Source organism: Aeromonas sp. R7-4, from assembly GCF_040908055.1.
In the GTDB taxonomy this organism is placed as follows: Bacteria; Pseudomonadota; Gammaproteobacteria; order Enterobacterales; family Aeromonadaceae; genus Aeromonas; species Aeromonas sanarellii.
The window spans coordinates 23,393-42,225 of sequence record NZ_JBFODA010000026.1 but is presented as its reverse complement, the minus strand read 5'-3'; the positions used below and the strand labels follow the sequence as shown (position 1 = coordinate 42,225).

Here is an 18,833-nt window from a genome sequence, read left to right as displayed (position 1 = left end):
CCCGCCGCGGGATCATGGCACCGAATCGTCATGATCTCGCCGGCAACAAGGTGCTGCGGCCCGCCTTGCGCGGGGCGCCAATAACACGAACTGCAAATAAAAAAAGGAAACTGACCATGTCAGGAAGACATTCTCTCGTGGCGCTGGCCGTCGGGCTGGCGCTCGCTGGACAGGCGCAGGCGCAACTGCTTATCAGCGAATATCTGGAAGGATCCAGCAACAACAAGGCGGTGGAGCTGAGCAATGTGGGCTCCAGCGTCATCGATCTCTCCCAATACCGACTGGCGCTCTATGCCAACGGCAAACCCCTCACCGAGGCCCCCACCAACAGCCTGGCGCTGCAGGGCACCCTGGCGCCGGGGGCCAGCCTGGTGCTGGCCAACCCCTCCGCCAGCAGCGAGATCCTGGCCAAGGCCAATCAGACCAGCGGCAACCTGGTGTTCAACGGTGACGACGCCCTGGTGCTCTATCGCGGCAGCGAGCTTGTGGACAGCTTCGGCCAGGTGGGGGTGGATCCGGGCACGGCCTGGGTGTCGGGCAACGTCTCGACCCTGGACATGACCCTGCGCCGCAAGGCCACCGTCACTACGGGCCGGGTCGATGCGACCGCCCCCTTCGATCCGGCGCAGGAATATGTGGCCGCCCCGAAAGATGACGCCAGCGGTCTGGGCTGCAGTGGCGATGGTCCCTGCGATGGCACCCAGCCGCCCGCCTTCGTCTGCCCGGTGGACAGCCTGGTGCCGGTGCCCGCCATTCAGGGCCCCGGCAACAGCAGCCCCCTGGTGCCGGCCGGCAAGTTCGAGTCCGAGCAGGCCTATGCCATCCGCGGCGTGGTGACCCAGGTGGTGAGCGGCCTCTACAAGGGCTTCTTCATTCAGGACGTGCAAGGGGACGGGGATCCGGCCACCTCCGATGGCCTCTTCGTCTACAGCACCAAGGCCAACTCTGCCGTCGTGCCGGGGGCCGAGGTGTGCGTCTCGGGCAAGGTGAAGGAGTATTTCAACCAGACCCAGCTCAGTGCCGACGAACTGGTGGTGACCCAACCTGCCGGCGCCGTGCCGGCGGCGGTGGATCTGCTGCCGGTGGCGGGGGAGAGCCTGAGCCAGCTGCTGGAGCGTCACGAGGGGATGCAGGTGCGGCTGGTGCCCGAATCCAGCCTGGTGGTGACCCGCAACTTCAGCTTCGACTACGACAGCAAGCGCAACAACCTGGTGCTGGCCTATGGCGCGCCGCTCATCAAGTCGACCCAGAAGTTTGCCGCCATGAGCCAGGAGGCGAGCAACTGGGCCCTGCGCAACCAGCAGAACCAGCTGGTGGTGGAGACCGACGCCAAGGCGCCGGACGGCGTGCTGCCCTGGTATCCCGGCTTCAACGCCGAGGACGGTTACCTGCGCATCGGCGACAGGCTCAACGGGCTGGAAGGGGCGCTTGGCTACTCCTACAACCTGTTCAGGCTGGTGGCGAACAACCGCATCGACGCAAGCCAGATCGATCACAGTGGCTGGGATCGGGTGGAAACCCCCGAGCTCGCCGAGGCGGGGGATCTGCGGGTCGCGAGCTTCAACGTGCTCAACTTCTTCACCACTGTCGTGGGGGGGGATGCCAACCCCACCGGCAGCAACCGGGGCGCCCTCACGGTGGCGGAGTTCGAGCTGCAGCGCACCAAGATCGTCAGCGCCATCACCCGCCTCAATGCCGACGTGGTGGGGCTGATGGAGATAGAGAACAACGGCTACGGCGACAACTCCGCCATCGCCAACCTGGTGGGGGCCCTCAACGCCGCCCAGCCGGACGAGGCGGATCACTACCGCTGGATTGCCTCGCCGGATGGCAAGCCCATCGGCACCGACGCCATCACGGTGGGGCTCATCTACCGACCCGCCAAGGTGACCCCGGAGGGGGCCGCCAGCCTCATCGCGCTGCCGGTGCAGCAGGCCGAGGCGGTGGACGCCAGCGGCAAGCCGGTGACCATCAACCAGGGGATGCGCGAGTCACTGGTACAGCGCTTCGGCTCGCCCAAGGGGGATGCGCCCCTGACCCTGGTGGTCAACCACCTCAAGTCCAAGGGCTCCGCCTGCTTCGAGGATTACCCCGACTACGCCACCGCCGATCCGCTGGATGGCCAGGGCCACTGCAACGCGCTGCGGGTCTCCGCCGCCAAGGTGCTGGGGGAGACCCTCAAGGATTTGGCCGGGGATCTGCTGCTCATCGGCGACATGAACGCCTACGGCATGGAGGATCCCATCCGGGTGCTGACCGACTATGATCCGGCTGCCCAGTCGCGCCAGATCATGAGCGCCTCCTTCACCACATTGGCGGGTCAGCCCTTCGAGGAGAGCGGCAGCGCCCTGGGCAAGGGGTATGGGTTCATCAACCTCAACACCCGCTTCCACGGGACCGACACCTACTCCTACAGCTATGAAGGGGAGCTCGGCAACCTGGATCACGCCCTGGCCAATCCGAGCCTCGCAGCCAAGGTGATCGGCATCGAGGATTGGCACATCAACTCCGCCGAGAGCAACTTCTTCGAGTACGGCAGCAAGTACAGCGGCCAGCTGGCAAAATCCGAAGGGCCCTTCAGCGCCTCGGATCACGATCCCGTGCTGGTGGCCATCCAGTATCCGCTGCCACCCGCCGGGGTATTGAGCCTAGAGAGCGCCGCTGCGAACGTGGAGGAGGGCAACACCCTGGCCTTGAGCGTGGCGCGCCGCGACGGCACCTATGGTGAGGCCAGCGTGAGTTATCGCATTGCCTACGGCAGCGCCGATGCCAACGACGTGGCGCCGCTTACCGGCACCCTGCACTGGGGGGCGGGCGAGAGCGACAGCCAGACCATCAGCATCCCGGTGAAGAGCGACACCCTGCGCGAGGGGGACGAGACCTTCACCCTGGAGCTCTATGATGCAAGCGGCGCGGCCCTGGGGGATCAGCACCAGACCCTGGTGACCATCAAGGACAAGCTGGCACCGTCCACCATCACCCTGGCTCACCCCACCCTGACGGTGAACGAGGGGCAGTGGTTTGCGGAGATCCCCCTGGTGCGCAGCGGCGATCTCAGCAAGCCCGCCCGTGCCAAGGTGAGCCTTGAGGGGAGCACGGCCCGCTGGGGGCTGGACTTCCTGCCCTGGCTCGGTCAGTCGGTGAGCTGGGCCGCGGGCGAGGGGGGCAGCAAGTCGGTCAAGGTGCTGATCATCGATGACTGGTTCGTCGAGCCCACCGAGCAGTTCAGTGTGAGCCTCGAGAAGCTGAAAGGGGCCCAGCCGGGCGCCGTCCAGCAGACCCGGGTCGACATTCTGGACAACGACAAGTCCTGGTGGCCCTTTGGTCGCAAGTAACCGGGAGAAAGCATGACAACGGGAGCCATTACGGCTCCCGTTTTTTTATGAAGGGCGCCGTGCTCTGCATCTGGCGCGAGGGCAACCTCGGCCCGGACGCTGGCTGCCGGCGAACCCGCCCAGGGGGATGGCGATCACAGCACCCATGACAGGCTCAGGGTGCCAAAGTCGGTCTGCTCTCGCTGGGTGTCGAAGGTCTCGGTGAAAAAGGTGCGGGCGAACCCCAGGGTCAACTTGCCGCGCCGCAAACAGAAGCCGAAGGAGCCCATGCCGATGACGGGCTCGGTATCGACGGCGTGGCTGGTGCGAAACAGGGTGCCGTCGAGGGGCAGGTAGTGGACGACCCCGTAGGCGCCGCCCCCGCCAAAGAGCGAGACCGACCAGCGGTTCTGCGGTGCAATGCCGACCGTGGAGGCGGCATTGAGGCCGGAGCGCAGGGCGGTGACCCCCAGGGCATCCACCAGATCCCAGCCTATTTCGCCATAGAGGCCGACCCCGGCCCCGGTGAAATAGTTGCCGACCCCGGCGGTGGCCAGGGGCACCAGGCGCCACTCCAGCTCGGCCGCCGTGTGTCCGGCCGCCGCGAGGTGGGCCACCGTGTAGTTGAGGTTGACGATGGGTTCGTTCGGCAACTGGGTATCCCAGCCTTGCGGCTTGTCGGCCCCGATCAGGCGATGGAACTCCCGCTGGGTGTCATCGGCCTGGGAGGCGGGCCCCACCACCCCCAGCCTGAGCTGCCAGGCGTGGCTCCAGTCCCACCTGCGGGCATAGAGGGTGCTGTCGATCACCAGCACCCCTGAGTAGGGCTGATCGTCGACATCGGGATGGGGCTCCCCGATGTCGTCCGGGGTGTTGATCTCCTGGGCCAGGGCCCAAGAGGCATAGTTGGTGTAGCCCTCATCGGCCACGAACGGCAGGAATGCCCAGAAGCGGGTCCATTGACCTAGGGGGCCATCGTCCTCCCGAGCGATGGCCTCAGAGACCCAGGCTATCCCCACGCCATTGGTGTAGTTGTTGTCTGAGCCGGTAAAGACGTCGTTCTCCACCGTGAGGGTCAGGGTGCCATCCCCGGCCTGGCTGGCGCCGCTCAGCAGCAACCCCGTCAACATCAGCGCAGTGCGTCCCTTGTTCACTATGCCCGCTCCTCTGCGCCAGAGGCCTGCGCCAGGGTGGGCCCGGTCTCCTTGGCCGGGGCGATCCGGAACCAGGCCGCATAGAGGGAGGGCACGAAGAAGATGGTCAGCAGGGTGGCGATGGTCAGCCCGCCCATGATGGCGATGGCCATGGGGCCCCAGAAGACGCTGCGGGTCAGGGGGATCATGGCCAGCACGGTGGCCGCCGCGGTCAGCATCACCGGGCGGGCCCGCATCACGGCGGCTTCGACCACGGCGCTCCAGGGATCCCGGCCACCGGCCGTCTCTATCTGGATCTGGTCGATCAGGATCACCGAGTTGCGCATGATCATGCCGCACAGGGCGATGACGCCCAGGATGGCGACGAAGCCCAGGGGAGCCTGGAACACCAGCAGGGCGGCCACCACGCCGATCATCCCGAGGGGCGCGGTCAAGAGCACCATGGTCATCAGGGAGAAGCTCTGCAACTGCAGCATCAGGATCAGCAAGATGGTGATCAGCATCACGGGGGCCACGGCGATCAGCGCCTCGTTGGCCTTGTTGCTCTCCTCGACCGCGCCGCCGACGTCAATCCGGTAACCGGACGGCAGGGTCGCCTCCAGCTCCTTGAGCAGGGGGGTGATGGCCTGGGTCACGGAGACCGCCTGGGCACCGTCCACCACGTCGGCCCGCACCGTGATCGCCATGTCGCGGTTGCGCCGCCACAGCACAGGCTCTTCCAGCTCATGGCGCACGGTCGCAATCTGCGACAGGGGCACCACAGTGCCCTGGCTCGTGTAGAGGTTGATGTCCTTCAGGGTCTCCACATCCAGTCGCTCCGAGGGAATGGCGCGGGCGACCACGTCGACCAGCTCCTCGCCGTCGCACAACTGGGTCAGGGTCACCCCCTGCATCAGGGACTGGGTCGCCATCGCCACCTCGGCGGGGGAGAGCCCCAGGGCGCGCACCTTCTCCTGATCGAGCGCCACATTCAGAGCGCGCACCGGATCGTTCCAGTCGAGCTGGACGTCGCGCACCTGGGGATTGCTCGCCACCAGGTGCTCGACCCTGCGGGCGATGGCGCGCACCACCTGAGTGTCGGCGCCGACGATGCGGTACTGGATCGGAAAGCCCACCGGCGGGCCGAGCTCGAGGCGGGTGACGCGAACCCAGGCCTGGGGGAACTGCTCCCCGGCCATGGCCATCAGGCGCGAACGCACGCGCTCGCGGGCCTCCAGATCCTTGGTCATCACCACGAACTGGGCATAGCCCGGGTTGGGCAGCTCGGGATCCAGGGAGAGGTAGAAGCGCGGTGCGCCGGCGCCCGTGTAGGCGGTGTAGAAGCGCACGTCCTCGTCCTTGGCCAGCAGCTGCTCCAGGCGTGTTACCTGCTCTGTGGTCGCGGCGAACGAGGCCCCCTCCTTGACCCGCAGCTCGACGATGAGCTCGGGCCGCGTGCTGTTGGGGAAGAACTGCTGCGGCACCAGCCTGACCGCCAGCACGGCCAGCACCAGGGCCCCGAAGGTGATGCCGATGACCAGCCAGCGGCGCGCGATGGCCTGCTGGATCCAGCCGCGCAGCCGGCGGTAGCCCTTGGTGTCATAGGGGTTCCCCTCGCCATGGTGATGGCCGAGTTGGGCGGGCAGCATCTTGACGGCAAGGTAGGGGGTGAAGAGGCCCGAGCAGAGCCAGGAGAAGACCACCGCCACGCCGACGATCCAGAAGATGCCGCCGGCGTACTCACCCGTGGTGGACTGGGAGAAGCCCACCGGCATGAAGGCGGCGGCGGTGATCAGGGCACCGGACAGGCGGGGCATGGCGGTCGCCTTGTAGGAGTAGGCGGCGGCCTTGACCTTGTCCCAGCCCGCCTCCATCTTCACCACCATCATCTCGAGGGCGATGATGGCGTCGTCCACCAGCAGGCCCAGGGCGATGATGAGCGACCCCAGGGAGATCCGCTCCAGATTCCAGCCGGTCCCCAGCATGAAGATGGCGACCATGCACAGTACCAGGGGCACCGACAGGGCGACCACTATGCCGGTGCGCCAGCCCAGGCTCAGCAGGCTCACGATGACGACGATCACCAGGGCCTCCACCAGGGAGCGCTCGAAGTCCCAGACCGCCTCCTTGACCGTGGTGGGCTGATCGGCGACCTGCTCGAGCTCGACCCCGTAGGGCAGCTCGTTCTGGATCTGTGCGATGACGGTCTCAAGCGCCTCGCCCAGCTGGACTATGTTGCCGTCATTGGTCATGGAAATGCCCAGCATCAGCACCTGCTGGCCGTTGTGGCGGATGCTGTAGGTCTGGGGATCCTCATAGCCGCGGCGCACCGTGGTGAAGTCGCCGAGCTTTATGACGCGCCCGCCTGCGGCAATGGGCAGGTTGCGGATGTCGTCGAGACTGCGGAACTGGCCGCTGATCCGCACATAGATGCGGTCGGAGGCGGTGTCGAGGGAGCCTGCCGGCAGGACGGCATTCTGGCTCTTCAGGGCCGCCATGATCTGCACGGGCTGGATGCCCAGCGCCGCCAGGCGCTCGTGGGAGAACTCGATGTAGACTCTTTCCGCCTGCTTGCCGAGCAGATCCACCTTCTTGACCATGGGCACCTTGAGCAGGCGGCGCTTGATGATCTCCGCCTGATCGGCGAGATCCGCGAGGCTGACCCCGTCCCCCTTGATGGCGTACATCAGGCCGTAGACGTCGCCAAATTCGTCGTTGAATATGGGGCCTACGACACCTTCGGGCAGCTCGAGCTCGAGATCGCTGAACTTCTTGCGCGCCTGATACCAGGCCTCCTGCTGATCCGCCTTGGAGGTGCCCCCCTTGACGGTGATCAGCATGCCGCCGAACCCCTGGCGGGCGAAGGTCTTGACCTTCTCGAAGTGATCGAGCTGCTCGAACTTCTTCTCCATGCGGTTGAGCACTTCATCCTGGAGCTGCTGCGCCGTGGCGCCGGGCCAGACCACCATGGCGGTCATGGAGGGCACCGAGAAGTTGGGGTCCTCCAGCTGACCCAGCCTGCCAAAGCCCAGGGTCCCCGCCACCGTCACCAGCAGGATCAGGAACAGCACCACGGCGCGGTGGCTCAGCGCCCATTCGGTGAGATTGAGCGATTTCATGGGGTCACTTCCTCACGTTCAGAGCGGGATGCGGATGCGGCGGCGGGCAGGGCGACTCTCAGCCCTGGCGCCATCTTCTGCACCCCGGCGGTGACGACGAGGGCGCCCTCGGCGGGACCGGAGACGAGCACCTCGTCGCTGCGATAGCCCTGGATGGCGACCTTGACCAGCTTGACGGTGCCCGTATTGCCCTTGCCGTCCTGTTGCACCGTCCACACGGCCGGCGCCCCCTGCTCCTGGGTCAGGGCCGTGGCGGGGAGGGTGGCGACGCGGGTGCCCTCATCGGTGCGCTCGGCGATCAGGGTGGCGGTCGCCCCCAGCGGCAGTGCTCTGGGCTCGACCGGCTTGAGGCGGGCGCGGTAGGTGCGGGTCTGCGCCGAGGCCTGGGCCGAGAGCTCGCGCAGCTCGACCGCAAAATAGCGCTCCGGCGCCGTGGCCAGCGCGGCCTTGTAGCGTGCGGCCTTGAACTCGGCCAGCCGGTTCTCGGGAATATCCGCCACGATTTCCGGCTTGCCCTCGTTGGCGAGGGTGATGACGGGCTGACCCGCCACCACCACCTGGCCTGTTTCCATGCGCAGCGCCGTCACCACGCCGCTGATGGGGGCCCGCAGCTGGGTGTAATTGACCTGGTTGCGGGCCAGCTCGAACTGGCGGGCCTCCGCCTGTGCCGCCGCCCTGGCGGTGAGCAGGGTGCTGTGTGCCTGCTCCTCGTGGGAGGCGCTGACGGAGCCGTTCTTCTTCAGCTCACTGAGGCGCTGCCAATCCGATTCGGCCTGCCAGGCGGCCGCCTTGGCCGCCGCCAGACGCTGGCGGGCGGCCTCTTCGGCGAGCAGGTAGTCCGCATCATCCAGGATGGCGAGCACATTGCCCTCTTTCACGACCTGGCCGACATCGACCTTGCGCACCAGCACCTTGCCGCCAATGCGAAAGGCCTGTTCGACCTCGTAGCGGGAGGCGACCGAGGCAAAATAGCGCTGGCTGTCGCGCAGGCTGTCGTAATGAAGCGCCATGGTGTTCACCGGTCTGAGTGCGCCCGTGGAGGGGGCGGGTTCGGAGCAGGCACACAGCAAGGCAGTAAGGGTGGCGGCACTGGCCGCGGCGACGAAGGGTTTCACGACGATTCCTCGTTAGTGGATAAAGGGGTGGGGGTGATGCGTTTGGACACGGCTGTCTCGGGGGTATGGGTTGTCGCCGGCTCGAAGGCCTGCCAGCCACCGCCCAGCGCCTTGAACAGCGTCACGCTGTCGAGCAGGGCCTGGGTCTGGCTGTCATTGGCGCCGAGCTGCACGGTCAGGCGTGCGCGCTGGGCATCGAGCAGCGGCAACAGATCGATCTGTCCCCGCTGATAGAGGGACTCGGCGTGCTTGAGGGCCATTTGCGCCGACCGTGCGGCCCCTTGCAGCACGTCTGCCCGATCACGCTCGTCGCGCAGGGCGACCAGGCTGTTCTCCACATCCTCGAGCGCTCGGACGATGCCATCCTCGTAGCGCAGCAGCGCCTCGGACTGGGCGCTCTCGGCGATCTCGTTGACGGCGCTGGTTCGGCCCCAGTCCAGCAGCGGCATCGTCATCAGGCCGGCGATGTTGCCAAAGCGGGCCGATCCGAGCGCCATGCCGTTCACATCCAGATCCTCGCGACCGAACAGGGCGCTGACGAACAGGCGGGGGAACCACTGCGTTTTTGCCTGCTGGCGACGCCAGTTCGAGGCTGCCAGCTGGGCACGCAGCGTCAGCAGGTCCGGGCGACGCTCCAGCAGGCTGGCCGGTTGTCCGGGGCGTACCGGCGGGGTCTTGATGACGGCCTGGGAAGGGGTGATCCTGGCGGTCGCCGGCTGGGCGCCGATCAGCACGGCGAGACGATGGCGCGAGACGGCGATCAGGGTGGCGAGTCGCGGCATGGCCGCCCGTGCCTGGGCGGCATCGGTGCGCGCCCGTTCGACATCGAAGGGGGAGGCCAACCCGACCTGCTGGCGCGCCGTCACCAGACGCAAGGTCTCGTCCTGGGCCTCCGAGATGGCGTGTACCGTCTCCAGCTGGCGCTGTGCGCCGACCAGGGTGAAATAGTTGCTGGCCACATCCGTCAGCACCAGCAGACGCACGCCGCGTGCCTGCGCCTCGCTGGCCTCGGCCTCTGCCGCGGCGGCGGCCGCGCCAGCCCGCAGACGGCCGGTGAGATCCACTTCCCACGAGACGCTCAGGCCCGCGGAGAGACTGCTCGTCTCGGGGGCGGCCTGCCGTGCGCCACTGCCATAGCCGTTGTCGCTGTGGCCGGCACTGCCCGTCACCCCCAGGTTGGGCAGGAGGACGGAGCGGCTGACTGTCTCTCCCGCCCGGGCGGCGCGCAGGCGCTGGGCGGCGATGCGGATGTCGCGGTTTGCGTGGGCCGCCTGGACGATCAGCTCGCTGAGCACAGGATCGCCGTAGCTCTCCCACCACTGCACGTCCGGCTCGGCCGCCTCCCGCGAGGTGGCGAAGCTGGCGGGGAGATCCAGGGTGGAGTCCAGTTGGGGCGTGGTGCAGCCAGCCGAGGCAAGCGCCAGGGCAGAGGAGACCAGGGCTGGGATGACGCGCATCCTTCGCGGGCGCGGGACCCGGGAGATGGCAGGTGTTGGAGACATCGTATAACTCGCATCATGGGGTGGACGGGATCGGGTAGGCAGACTAGCAAGCCGGGCCGCGGCCATGGTCAGGAAGGGGTCGGACTTTGGTCGGAAATGGGTGGGAGCGGGTGCCGTCAGGGAATGGGGTCAGGACTCTGCCCGGGGGCGTCCTCGCGCTCGAGATCCCGCTCCATCAGGCCGTGCAGCTCCTGCGCCGATGCGAAGTTGCGCTGCGTGCCGGAGACGAGGTTTTCAAGGCGCCCATGGAGCGCATCTGGCGTGGCGTCCCGGTCCAGCTTGACGACGTACATGCGATGGAGGGGGTATTGGGGATCGGATCTGAGGATCATGGGCAGCATCCATCAATATTCGGGCTTGCCGCAGAAGATTACGGGAGTACGAGGGCGAAGTGGTGGATAAAAGGTCGGAATTGGGTGGCGATCTGTTCACAGTCGCGTCATGAAGAGCTCCGTCGGCAGGGGGAGAGAGGGTGGCTCGATATCGCCAGCGGCATGCTGGCCCAGACCCACCATCACGACGCTGCGCCATCCCCGTTCGGCCAGCCCCAGCTCGGCATCCAGCCAGTCAGCATCAAAGTCATCCACGGTGCAAGTGGCCAGGTTCAGGGTCGCCGCTCCCAGCAAGAGTGCGCCCAGGGCCATGTAGATCGGGTGAGAGGCGCCGGCGAGGGCCGCCTGCTCTGCCGCGTGCTCCCGGGGGGCTGCCGGATATTCGGCATGGTGCCCGGGGACGGCCGTCGGCAACGCCCCATCATAGGCGGCCCGCCTCGGCCCTGTTCTGGCGCACAGCACCACGATATGGGACGCCTTGTGGAGCTGGCAGGGGGCGAAGGGGAACGCCCCGCTGACTACCGCATTGATGCGCCGCTTCGCATCCAGCGAGGAGGCCACCATGACATGCCAGGGCAGGCGGCGCTGTGATGGCTGGCCAAGGCAGGCCAGGGAGCAGAGCTCGTCGATGATCGACTCTGGCAGGGGCCTGCCTGAGGCGAATCTATCCTTGCAACGGCCTGACTGACGGCAATCACAGATATCCATGGGGGCACCGGTATCACGTAAATGGAGGCAAGAGGTCGCCGGAAACGCGTGAACGCGACCGATGGCGGCGTCAGGTACAAGGGGCTCCTGGCCTGCCGTTCAATCCCCCTGTGTCCATGGCTGGGCCTGAATGACGGGGATCGCCAGGCCCTGTCGAGGGTGTTGGCGAGGCGGGGGCCAGAGGATCCCCCTTCTCACACTAGGACGCGGGCCAGTGGCCGGATCACGCCCATTACCTGTCGCAATCGAGTATAAGGACGACGAATGGGCATGTGGTCAGGGAGAGGTGGGGATTCGGTCGGGAGGGGCGCTTATTGAGCCGCCTTGCCGTTTGCAAGGGGGCGCACCGTCCTGACAAGGGGGGCGGGCTCTCCCTGCGCGGCGAGTCGCTCTTCCCATCCGGCGAGCGCCGCCCTCTCTTCTGGCGTCGCAGCACCCTGGTCGCAAAGGGCGGTCAATGCCATGACTTCGAGCCATGGCGCGGCTTGGGCCATGGCCTCGGCGCGTGCATGGCGTGCCGAGGTTGCCGCGGCCGTCACGTCGCCCCTGGCCTGCTCTGTGGCCGCGCGAAGCAGCAACAATTGCGGCAGGACGATGCGCTCCCCGTGGCTGTGCACGAACGCCAGCGCCCGCGCCAGCGTCGCCTGGGCTCCTTCCCACTCCTGCTGGAGGACCAAGGCCTCGGCGGCATAGCCCAGGGTTTCGCTGCTCCCTGACAGCATCCCGAGCGCCCGGTTCTCTTCGTAAGCCAGGCAGATCTGGCGGCCTCCTTCCAGGGGGCTGCCGCAATGGCTCTCTGCCCACCCCTGGAACCAGCGGCAGGCCGCCTTGCCCTGGGCAAGGGAGAAGCGGTCGACGAGGGTCGCCATCTCTCCGGCCAGCGCCGCGACTCGCGCCACGTCGCCATGCCGGATGGCACAGAGCGCATCGCACCAGAGGGTAAACATCAGCGCCATCGGCTGGGCAAGGTGGCGGGAGCGGGCATAAGCCTGCCGGAGGCGTTCGCGCGCCTGATGGAACAGGCCCAGCTGGGCGAGGGAGAGACTCAGCAAGGCGAGCACAGTCGCCTGGGGATCGGCGATGAACCCGATGAAATTGTGCTCGGTCGTCGCCGTCGCCTGCTCGAGGGCCGGCAACGCCAGCTCCAGTACCTCCCTGGCCGCCAGATGATGGCCCTGCATCATGAGCGCATGCCCCTGTATGGTGCAGGCCGCCAGCGTCAGCAGGGGATCCGCCCTCTCGGTGGCGAGGGCTTGCGCCCGTGCGGCTATGGCCAGCGCCTCGTCATACTCGGCCCGAAAATCGAGCAGCAGGCCAAAACCGTGCAGTGCCAGGCCGGCCATGGGATGCGATGGCACCTCGACGAGGCGCCTGGTCGCACGCTGGTAGGCGGCGCGGGTGTCGTCCCCGGCCCCTAGGGTGTGGAAGGCGGCGCAGCCGCGCAGCGTGGCCAGGGTGATCTCGAGCGCATGGCGCTGGGCACTCTCCGGCATCTGATCGATCAGAAAGAGTGCCCGCTCGGTCAACCCCATGCACTCGACGGGGCTGAGATGGAGCAAGGCCGCCCGGGCCGCCTCGGCATAATAGCCAAGCGCCTTCATGGGCTCACGGCCCCGATCGAAATGCATGGCCAGTTCGGCGGCCGTTGCGCTCCCGTCCTGCTGGAGCAGGACCCCTATCTTGCCGTGCCAGGCGGCGCGCACCGCGCCGGGCAAGCCGTCATAAAGGCGCTGACGGAACAGCTGGTGGTGGAACACGAAGGAGGGCATCACCCCGAGTGCGGGTTCGCTCGATGTGACTTCCGTCAGCCAGAGCCGCTCCCGTGCCAGCCGATCACAGAGCTCCGCCACCTGCACAGGATCGCTGTCCAGCACCCGTGACAGCATGTCGAGACGCAGTGTCATGCCAAACACGGCGGCCGCCGTGAGCAACTGGCGCCGCTCGCCCGAGAGTTTGGCCACATGGTGATCGATCAGGGCGTTCAGGCTCTCGGGGATCCGGGTGCGGGCCAGATCCGCCAGCCCGGCGAGGCTGCCATGGGCGGCCTGGGCGAGGACCTCGTTGGCGAGGGATGCCACGAACAGGGGCACGCCACTCGTGCGTTCATGCAGGGCCTTCACGAATCTGTCCTCGGCGGCCAGCGTCGGCAGCCGCGTGCAGACATAGGTCGCCACATCCCGCTCGGAGAAGGCGTCGAGCAGGATCTCTTCGCACAAGCCCTGCGGGCGCAGCTCGTGTCTGAGCTCGTTGAGAGGATGATCCTGGGCGATGATCTCGGTCAGGCGGAAACTGCCAAGCCACATCAGGCGGCTGTGGCTGCGCCGGCGGGCGAGATAGTCGACAAGCTGCAGGGTGGAGGGATCGCCCCAGTGCAGGTCTTCGGTGATCAGCAGCAGCGGCTGATGCTCGGTGTAACGATCCAGAAACTCGCTCATCTCCCGCAACATGCGCTGCGGGTGGGCGCCGACCAGTTCATTCAGCAGGGCTTCTCGCTGCGCGGCCGAGCAGAGCCAGGGCAGTTGCAGCAGCCAGGTGGGGGCCACGCTGCGAAGGAGGGGGATCGCCTGCTCATCGCGACGGCACAGCTCGGCGATGGCCTCCAGCACCGGCAGATAGGGTTCGCCCGCCCCATGCAGTTGCACGCACTGCCCCCGCACCCAGAGGGCGTGGTCGAGCCCGGAGCAGAAGTGCGCGATCAGGGTGGACTTGCCGATCCCGGGTTCGCCCGCGACCCAGACTATGGTGCGCTGACCCTGAGTCGCCCGTCGCCAGGCGTCCTGCAACCGCGCCAGCTCCTCCCCGCGGCCGATGAATCCCTCGGGGGATGGGGTGCCGATGCTCGGCACCCGGACTGCTGGGGGGAGGGGGCCATCGGGCGGGGCAGACTCCCCCTGGGGGAGGAGCGGGCAGATAAAGCGATAACCGCGGCGTGAGACCGTCTCTATGAAGCGCGGCTGACGGGGACTGTCTCCCAGCAGGGTGCGAAGATCACTGATGGCCCCTTTCAGCACGGAGGCACTGACGAAGCGATGACCCCATACCCGGTCGAGCAGCTCGTCCTTGGTCAGGAGGGTGCCGGGATCCCGTACCAGGGCACACAAGAGGTTGAACGGGATGGGGGAGAGGGGGATGGCCCTGTGGCTGCGCAGCAAGAGTGCGTTGCGTTCATCCAGTTCGAACTCGCCAAAGCGGACATGCAATGGAAGCGATGTACTTGATATCTTTGACATATTCAAACCGTTATACCGCAGGCTGGCAATCGGAATCATCTTAGTCGGCCCGTCATGGGGGTCAAGAAAAAAGACAGCCGTAGCGGCGATGGGGAGAGAAAACCGGGGGCGGCAGTGAAAAAGGGAAGCTAATGACGCCCGCCAGTGGCTTGACGACTCACCAGATGACACCCATTGGCAATGAGGGGGGCGAGCCACAGGCAGGGCAGAGGTGGCCGTGGCTCCGGTGCTTTTCCAACGGTGACCCAAGAAAAAGGCCCACCTCTCTGGTGGGCCTTCCTCATGGCAGGGCGCTCCTAACGGAGTATCAACCCTGCTCGTTGCTCAGTACCAGCTTGCCATCCTTGACCGGGATGGTGGTGCCGGGTTGCTTCTCCATGCGCACCACCCCTTCCTGGCCGGCGAGGCGGTAGGTGACGTCATAGCCCAGGGTGCGGGTGCTGCTCTCCTGCACCGTCTTGCAGCGCTGCTCCGTGGTGGTGTAGGTGTCGCCCGCCTGCATGTTGCCCTGCACCTGGTTGCCGGCGTAGCCGCCGGCCACGGCACCGGCCGCGGTGGCGATCTTCTTGCCGCTGCCGCCGCCAAACTGGTGGCCGACCACGCCCCCCAGCGCCGCCCCGACCACGGTCCCCAGGATCTTGTGCTCGTCCTGCACCGGCTTGCGGTGGGTGACGGTGACGTTGCGGCACTCCTGGCGCGGCGTCTTGATGGTCTCGGTCACCGGCTTGCTGGCCAGCACCTCGGCAAACTGGGGCTCTGAGGTAAACAGGGATCCGCTGGCGGCGGCCGACAAGGCCAGCGCAGAGGCCACACCGATCCCGATACCTGCCAACATGGATGTGTTCATCGTCTCTCTCCTCATACAGATACCCGCTTCGGGCCTGGGTGCATTCTTGGCATTTTCCCCCTCCGGCTCAAGCAGAGCGCCCCCCGACTGCGACAGAGACTGACTGCGCAAAAAACGACCTTGGCAAAAGAGCGTCGGCGATTGGCGACAACGGGGGGGCAGGCCTGCACCCTAAGACGTTTCGCTAATACCTGGGATCACGCCCCCTTGATACCCTTTCATCCGTTCTCGAGAGTCGCCCCTGCGCTGCGTCGGGCGGCATCTCGAACGCGAGACGCACTCCGCTTTGTACCCGACGAGGAAGGAACCCGATGACAAAGCCCCACATCTACGAGACCGGCCTTGGCAAGACGCCCGCCAATTTCGAGGCGCTGACCCCCCTGAGCTTCCTGGCCAGGACGGCCAGCGTCTACCCCGACTACCCGGCGTTGATCCACGGCCCCCTGCGCCAGAGCTGGGCCCAGACCGAGGTACGCTGCCGCCGGCTCGCCTCGGCCCTGCGCCGCCGCGGCATCGGCGAGGGGGACACCGTCTCCATTGTCGCCCCCAATGTGCCTGCGATGTTCGAGGCACACTTCGGAGTGCCCATGAGCGGCGCCGTGCTCAACACCATCAACACCCGGCTCGATGCCGACGCCATGGCCTTTATCTTCCAGCATGCCCAGAGCAAGGCGGTGCTGGTGGACCGGGAGTTTGGCGCCGTGGTGCGCAGGGCGCTCTCCCAGATAGACAACCAGCCCCTGGTCATCGCCATCGACGATCCCCTCTACCGGGAGGGGGAGCTCATTGGCGAGCTGGATTACGAGGCCTTTATTGCCGGGGGCAACGGCGATGAGCCCGGCTGGCTGCCCGGGGACGAGTGGCAGGCCATCTCGCTCAACTACACCTCGGGCACCACAGGCAACCCCAAGGGGGTGGTCTATCACCATCGCGGTGCCCACCTCAACGCGGTGAACAACGCCCTTTCCTGGGAGCTGCCCAAGCACAGCGTCTATCTCTGGACCCTGCCGATGTTCCACTGCAACGGCTGGTGCTTCCCCTGGACCCTGGCGGCCACCGCCGGGGTGAGCGTCTGCCTGCGTCACGTGCAGGTGGCGGCCATCTATGAGGCGCTGCACGAGCACAAGGTGACGCATTTTTGCGCCGCCCCCATAGTGCTCAACATGCTGAACAATGCCGATCCGGCGCTCAAGCAGGGGCTAGATCACCCCATCAAGGCGATGACGGCGGGGGCGGCGCCGCCCGCCACCGTGATCGCCGGCATGGAGGCCATGGGGATCGCCGTGACCCATGTCTACGGTCTTACCGAGACCTATGGCCCCTGCGTGGTGTGCGAGCCCCAGCGAAGCTGGGAGGGGCAGGACGCCACCACGCTGTCCCGCCTCAAGGCGCGCCAGGGGGTCGCCTCACCACTGCAGGGGGAGATGCGGGTCATCCACCCGGTGAGCGGCGAGCCGGTTCCCCGGGATGGCAAGACCCTGGGGGAGATAGTGCTGCGCGGCAACATCGTCATGAAGGGCTACCTCAAGAATCCGGCGGCGAGCGAGGAGGCGATGGCAGACGGCTGGTTTCGGAGCGGGGATCTCGCGGTCTGGCACCCGGACGGCTATGTGGAGATCAAGGACAGATCCAAGGACATCATCATCTCCGGCGGGGAGAACATCTCCAGCCTGGAGGTGGAGGACGTGCTCTATCGCCACCCGGACGTGGACGAGGCGGCGGTGATCGCCATGCCGGACGAGAAGTGGGGGGAGGTACCCTGCGCCTTCGTCAAGCTCAAGGAGGGCCGCGAGCTCACCCAGGCCGACCTCATCGCGTTCTGCCGCGAGCAGATGGCCCACTTCAAGGCCCCCAAGCGGATCATCTTCACCCCCCTGCCCAAGACCTCCACCGGCAAGGTGCAGAAATTTATGCTGCGAAAGCAGTTGGACTGTTGAGGCTGCCACAGCCGTAAAACAAAACGGGCCCATCAGGGCCCGTTGTTTATCTCGGTGTCGATCACTTGTTGTGGCGCTCATGGAGGCGCTGCACCACATCCTTCAGCCCCAGCCCCTCGTTTTGCAGCAGCACGGTCAGGTGATAGAGCAGATCGGCGGATTCGTTGATGAGCTCCTCCCGATCCTTGGCCATGGCGGCCAGGGCCACTTCGACCCCCTCTTCGCCCACCTTCTGGGCGATGCGCTTGGTGCCTTTGCCATAGAGGCTGGCGGTGTAGCTGGTGGCGGGGTCCGCCCCCTTGCGGGCGGCCAGGATCTGCTCGAGCTCGGCGAGGAAACCCAGCGGCGGCAGCGGGTGGCCGTCGAAGCACGACGGGGTGCCCAGGTGGCAGGTGGGGCCCACGGGATCGGCGGCGATGAGCAGGGAGTCCTGATCGCAGTCGGTGGAGATGGCGACGAGTTTGAGCACATGGCCTGAGCTCTCCCCCTTGGTCCAGAGGCGCTGCTTGCTGCGGCTGAAGAAGGTGACCTGGCCGGTGGCCTGGGTCTTCTCCAGCGCCTCTTTGGTCATGAAGCCCTGCATCAGCACCTGGCCGCTCGCGGCGTGCTGGACGATGGCGGGGATCATGCCGTCACACTTGGCCCAGTCCAGGCGCTCGGCCAGCGGCAATGCATTGTCTACTGCTTGATTATTCACGGATGGCGACTCCTTCGTTTTTCAGCCAGCGTTTCAATTCGGGAATGGGGATGAGGCCCTTGTGGAACACGGAAGCCGCCAGGGCTCCGTCCACGTCGGCCAGGGTAAAGGCATCGCGAAAGTGCTCCATGGCACCGGCGCCGCCGGAGGCGATGAGGGGCACCTTGCAGACGGCGCGCACCAGCCTGAGCTGTTCGAGATCATAGCCCTGGCGCATGCCATCCTGGTTCATCACGTTCAGCACGATTTCGCCGGCACCGCGGCGCTGCACTTCCTGCACCCAGTCGAGGGTGGTCCAGGCGGTGGTGCGGGTGCGGCTCTCGTCGCCGGTGAACTGCTTGACCTGATACTGGCCGAGGGCCGCGTCGAAGTAGGAGTCGATGCCCACCACCACGCACTGCACGCCGAAACGCTCGGCCAGACGGGTGATCAGGGTGGGATCGGCCAGGGCCGGGGAGTTGATGGAGACCTTGTCGGCACCAAATTCCAGGATCTGGCGGGCATCCTCCACGCTCTTGATGCCGCCGGCGACGCAGAAGGGGATGTCGATCACCTCCGCCACCCGGCTCACCCAGCTCTTGTCCACCACCCGCTCGTCGCTCGAGGCGGTGATGTCATAGAACACCAGCTCGTCGGCCCCCTCGGCGGCGTAGCGGCGGGCGAGTTCGACGATGCCGCCCATCACCTCGTGGTTGCGAAACTGCACGCCCTTGACCACCACGCCATCTTTGACGTCGAGACAGGGGATAATACGCTTTGACAACATGCTCATTGCTCCATGTAAAGCACGGTTAAACAACATCGTTCTGCCGCCGACGCAGGATCTGGCGGCGAATGGGAAAGCGGTCGGCATGCCTCGCGGGATCCTGACGGGGGATGGGCAGCTACACGGCTGCCCA

The 18,833-nt window shown here is 66.5% G+C and carries 12 protein-coding genes; 2 read left to right on the top strand and 10 right to left on the bottom strand.

Going from position 1 to position 18,833, the window contains the following annotated elements:
- The first annotated feature begins 116 nt into the window (after positions 1 to 116).
- On the top strand, positions 117 to 3,335 hold the full coding sequence (locus tag AB5Y72_RS05045; protein ID WP_325782353.1) for an ExeM/NucH family extracellular endonuclease: 3,219 nt from the start codon (positions 117 to 119) through the stop codon (positions 3,333 to 3,335).
- Between the two features lie 134 nt (positions 3,336 to 3,469).
- Here AB5Y72_RS05045 and AB5Y72_RS05040 read toward each other — a convergent pair whose 3' ends face one another.
- The 8 genes from AB5Y72_RS05040 to AB5Y72_RS05005 all read right to left on the bottom strand — a co-directional run bounded on the left by AB5Y72_RS05040 (position 3,470) and on the right by AB5Y72_RS05005 (position 15,300).
- Positions 3,470 to 4,468 (bottom strand): lipid A deacylase LpxR family protein, encoded by a 999-nt coding sequence (locus AB5Y72_RS05040; protein WP_325782354.1) that lies wholly within the window; start codon positions 4,466 to 4,468, stop codon positions 3,470 to 3,472.
- Positions 4,468 to 7,566: an efflux RND transporter permease subunit gene (locus tag AB5Y72_RS05035; RefSeq protein ID WP_325782355.1), complete on the bottom strand. Its 3,099-nt coding sequence runs from the start codon at positions 7,564 to 7,566 to the stop codon at positions 4,468 to 4,470. Before AB5Y72_RS05035 ends, AB5Y72_RS05040 begins: the two co-directional genes overlap by 1 nt.
- The gene (locus AB5Y72_RS05030) at positions 7,563 to 8,681 is read right to left on the bottom strand and encodes an efflux RND transporter periplasmic adaptor subunit (RefSeq protein ID WP_325782356.1); all 1,119 of its coding nucleotides are present in this window, start codon (positions 8,679 to 8,681) and stop codon (positions 7,563 to 7,565) included. The genes AB5Y72_RS05035 and AB5Y72_RS05030 overlap by 4 nt, the downstream gene beginning before the upstream one ends.
- Complete coding sequence (locus tag AB5Y72_RS05025) at positions 8,678 to 10,138, bottom strand: TolC family protein (RefSeq protein WP_325782357.1); 1,461 nt, start codon at positions 10,136 to 10,138, stop codon at positions 8,678 to 8,680. The genes AB5Y72_RS05030 and AB5Y72_RS05025 overlap by 4 nt, the downstream gene beginning before the upstream one ends.
- Before the next feature lie 161 nt (positions 10,139 to 10,299).
- Positions 10,300 to 10,515, bottom strand: a complete 216-nt coding sequence (locus tag AB5Y72_RS05020) for a hypothetical protein (RefSeq protein WP_318163270.1) — start codon at positions 10,513 to 10,515, stop codon at positions 10,300 to 10,302.
- 96 nt (positions 10,516 to 10,611) lie between these two features.
- Positions 10,612 to 11,223, bottom strand: a complete 612-nt coding sequence (locus AB5Y72_RS05015) for a nitroreductase family protein (RefSeq protein WP_325782358.1) — start codon at positions 11,221 to 11,223, stop codon at positions 10,612 to 10,614.
- A 311-nt stretch (positions 11,224 to 11,534) separates the two neighbouring features.
- Positions 11,535 to 14,453 carry an AAA family ATPase gene (locus AB5Y72_RS05010; protein WP_368198653.1) on the bottom strand — a complete coding sequence of 973 codons (2,919 nt, stop codon included), beginning with the start codon at positions 14,451 to 14,453 and terminating at the stop codon, positions 11,535 to 11,537.
- Positions 14,454 to 14,760: 307 nt separating this feature from the next.
- On the bottom strand, positions 14,761 to 15,300 hold the full coding sequence (locus tag AB5Y72_RS05005) for a glycine zipper 2TM domain-containing protein (RefSeq protein WP_042078722.1): 540 nt from the start codon (positions 15,298 to 15,300) through the stop codon (positions 14,761 to 14,763).
- A 311-nt stretch (positions 15,301 to 15,611) separates the two neighbouring features.
- Between AB5Y72_RS05005 and AB5Y72_RS05000 the strand changes: the two genes are divergently transcribed.
- Positions 15,612 to 17,237, top strand: a complete 1,626-nt coding sequence (locus tag AB5Y72_RS05000) for an acyl-CoA synthetase (RefSeq protein ID WP_325782360.1) — start codon at positions 15,612 to 15,614, stop codon at positions 17,235 to 17,237.
- Between the two features lie 61 nt (positions 17,238 to 17,298).
- Here AB5Y72_RS05000 and hisIE read toward each other — a convergent pair whose 3' ends face one another.
- Both hisIE and hisF read right to left on the bottom strand, forming a co-directional pair.
- Positions 17,299 to 17,934 carry a bifunctional phosphoribosyl-AMP cyclohydrolase/phosphoribosyl-ATP diphosphatase HisIE gene (gene hisIE / locus AB5Y72_RS04995; RefSeq protein ID WP_209792234.1) on the bottom strand — a complete coding sequence of 212 codons (636 nt, stop codon included), beginning with the start codon at positions 17,932 to 17,934 and terminating at the stop codon, positions 17,299 to 17,301.
- Complete coding sequence (gene hisF, locus AB5Y72_RS04990) at positions 17,927 to 18,700, bottom strand: imidazole glycerol phosphate synthase subunit HisF (protein WP_042078718.1); 774 nt, start codon at positions 18,698 to 18,700, stop codon at positions 17,927 to 17,929. The genes hisIE and hisF overlap by 8 nt, the downstream gene beginning before the upstream one ends.
- Positions 18,701 to 18,833: the final 133 nt, after the last annotated feature.

What these genes read in the sequence shown, in the direction of transcription:
- hisF (WP_042078718.1), bottom strand. Translation starts at nt 18,700, where the DNA reads ATGTTGTCAAAGCGTATTATCCCCTGTCTCGACGTCAAAGATGGCGTG.
- AB5Y72_RS05035 (WP_325782355.1), bottom strand. Translation starts at nt 7,566, where the DNA reads ATGAAATCGCTCAATCTCACCGAATGGGCGCTGAGCCACCGCGCCGTG.
- AB5Y72_RS05025 (WP_325782357.1), bottom strand. Translation starts at nt 10,138, where the DNA reads ATGCGCGTCATCCCAGCCCTGGTCTCCTCTGCCCTGGCGCTTGCCTCG.
- AB5Y72_RS05020 (WP_318163270.1), bottom strand. Translation starts at nt 10,515, where the DNA reads ATGATCCTCAGATCCGATCCCCAATACCCCCTCCATCGCATGTACGTC.
- AB5Y72_RS05045 (WP_325782353.1), top strand. Translation starts at nt 117, where the DNA reads ATGTCAGGAAGACATTCTCTCGTGGCGCTGGCCGTCGGGCTGGCGCTC.
- AB5Y72_RS05005 (WP_042078722.1), bottom strand. Translation starts at nt 15,300, where the DNA reads ATGAACACATCCATGTTGGCAGGTATCGGGATCGGTGTGGCCTCTGCG.
- AB5Y72_RS05015 (WP_325782358.1), bottom strand. Translation starts at nt 11,223, where the DNA reads ATGGATATCTGTGATTGCCGTCAGTCAGGCCGTTGCAAGGATAGATTC.
- AB5Y72_RS05000 (WP_325782360.1), top strand. Translation starts at nt 15,612, where the DNA reads ATGACAAAGCCCCACATCTACGAGACCGGCCTTGGCAAGACGCCCGCC.
- AB5Y72_RS05010 (WP_368198653.1), bottom strand. Translation starts at nt 14,453, where the DNA reads ATGTCAAAGATATCAAGTACATCGCTTCCATTGCATGTCCGCTTTGGC.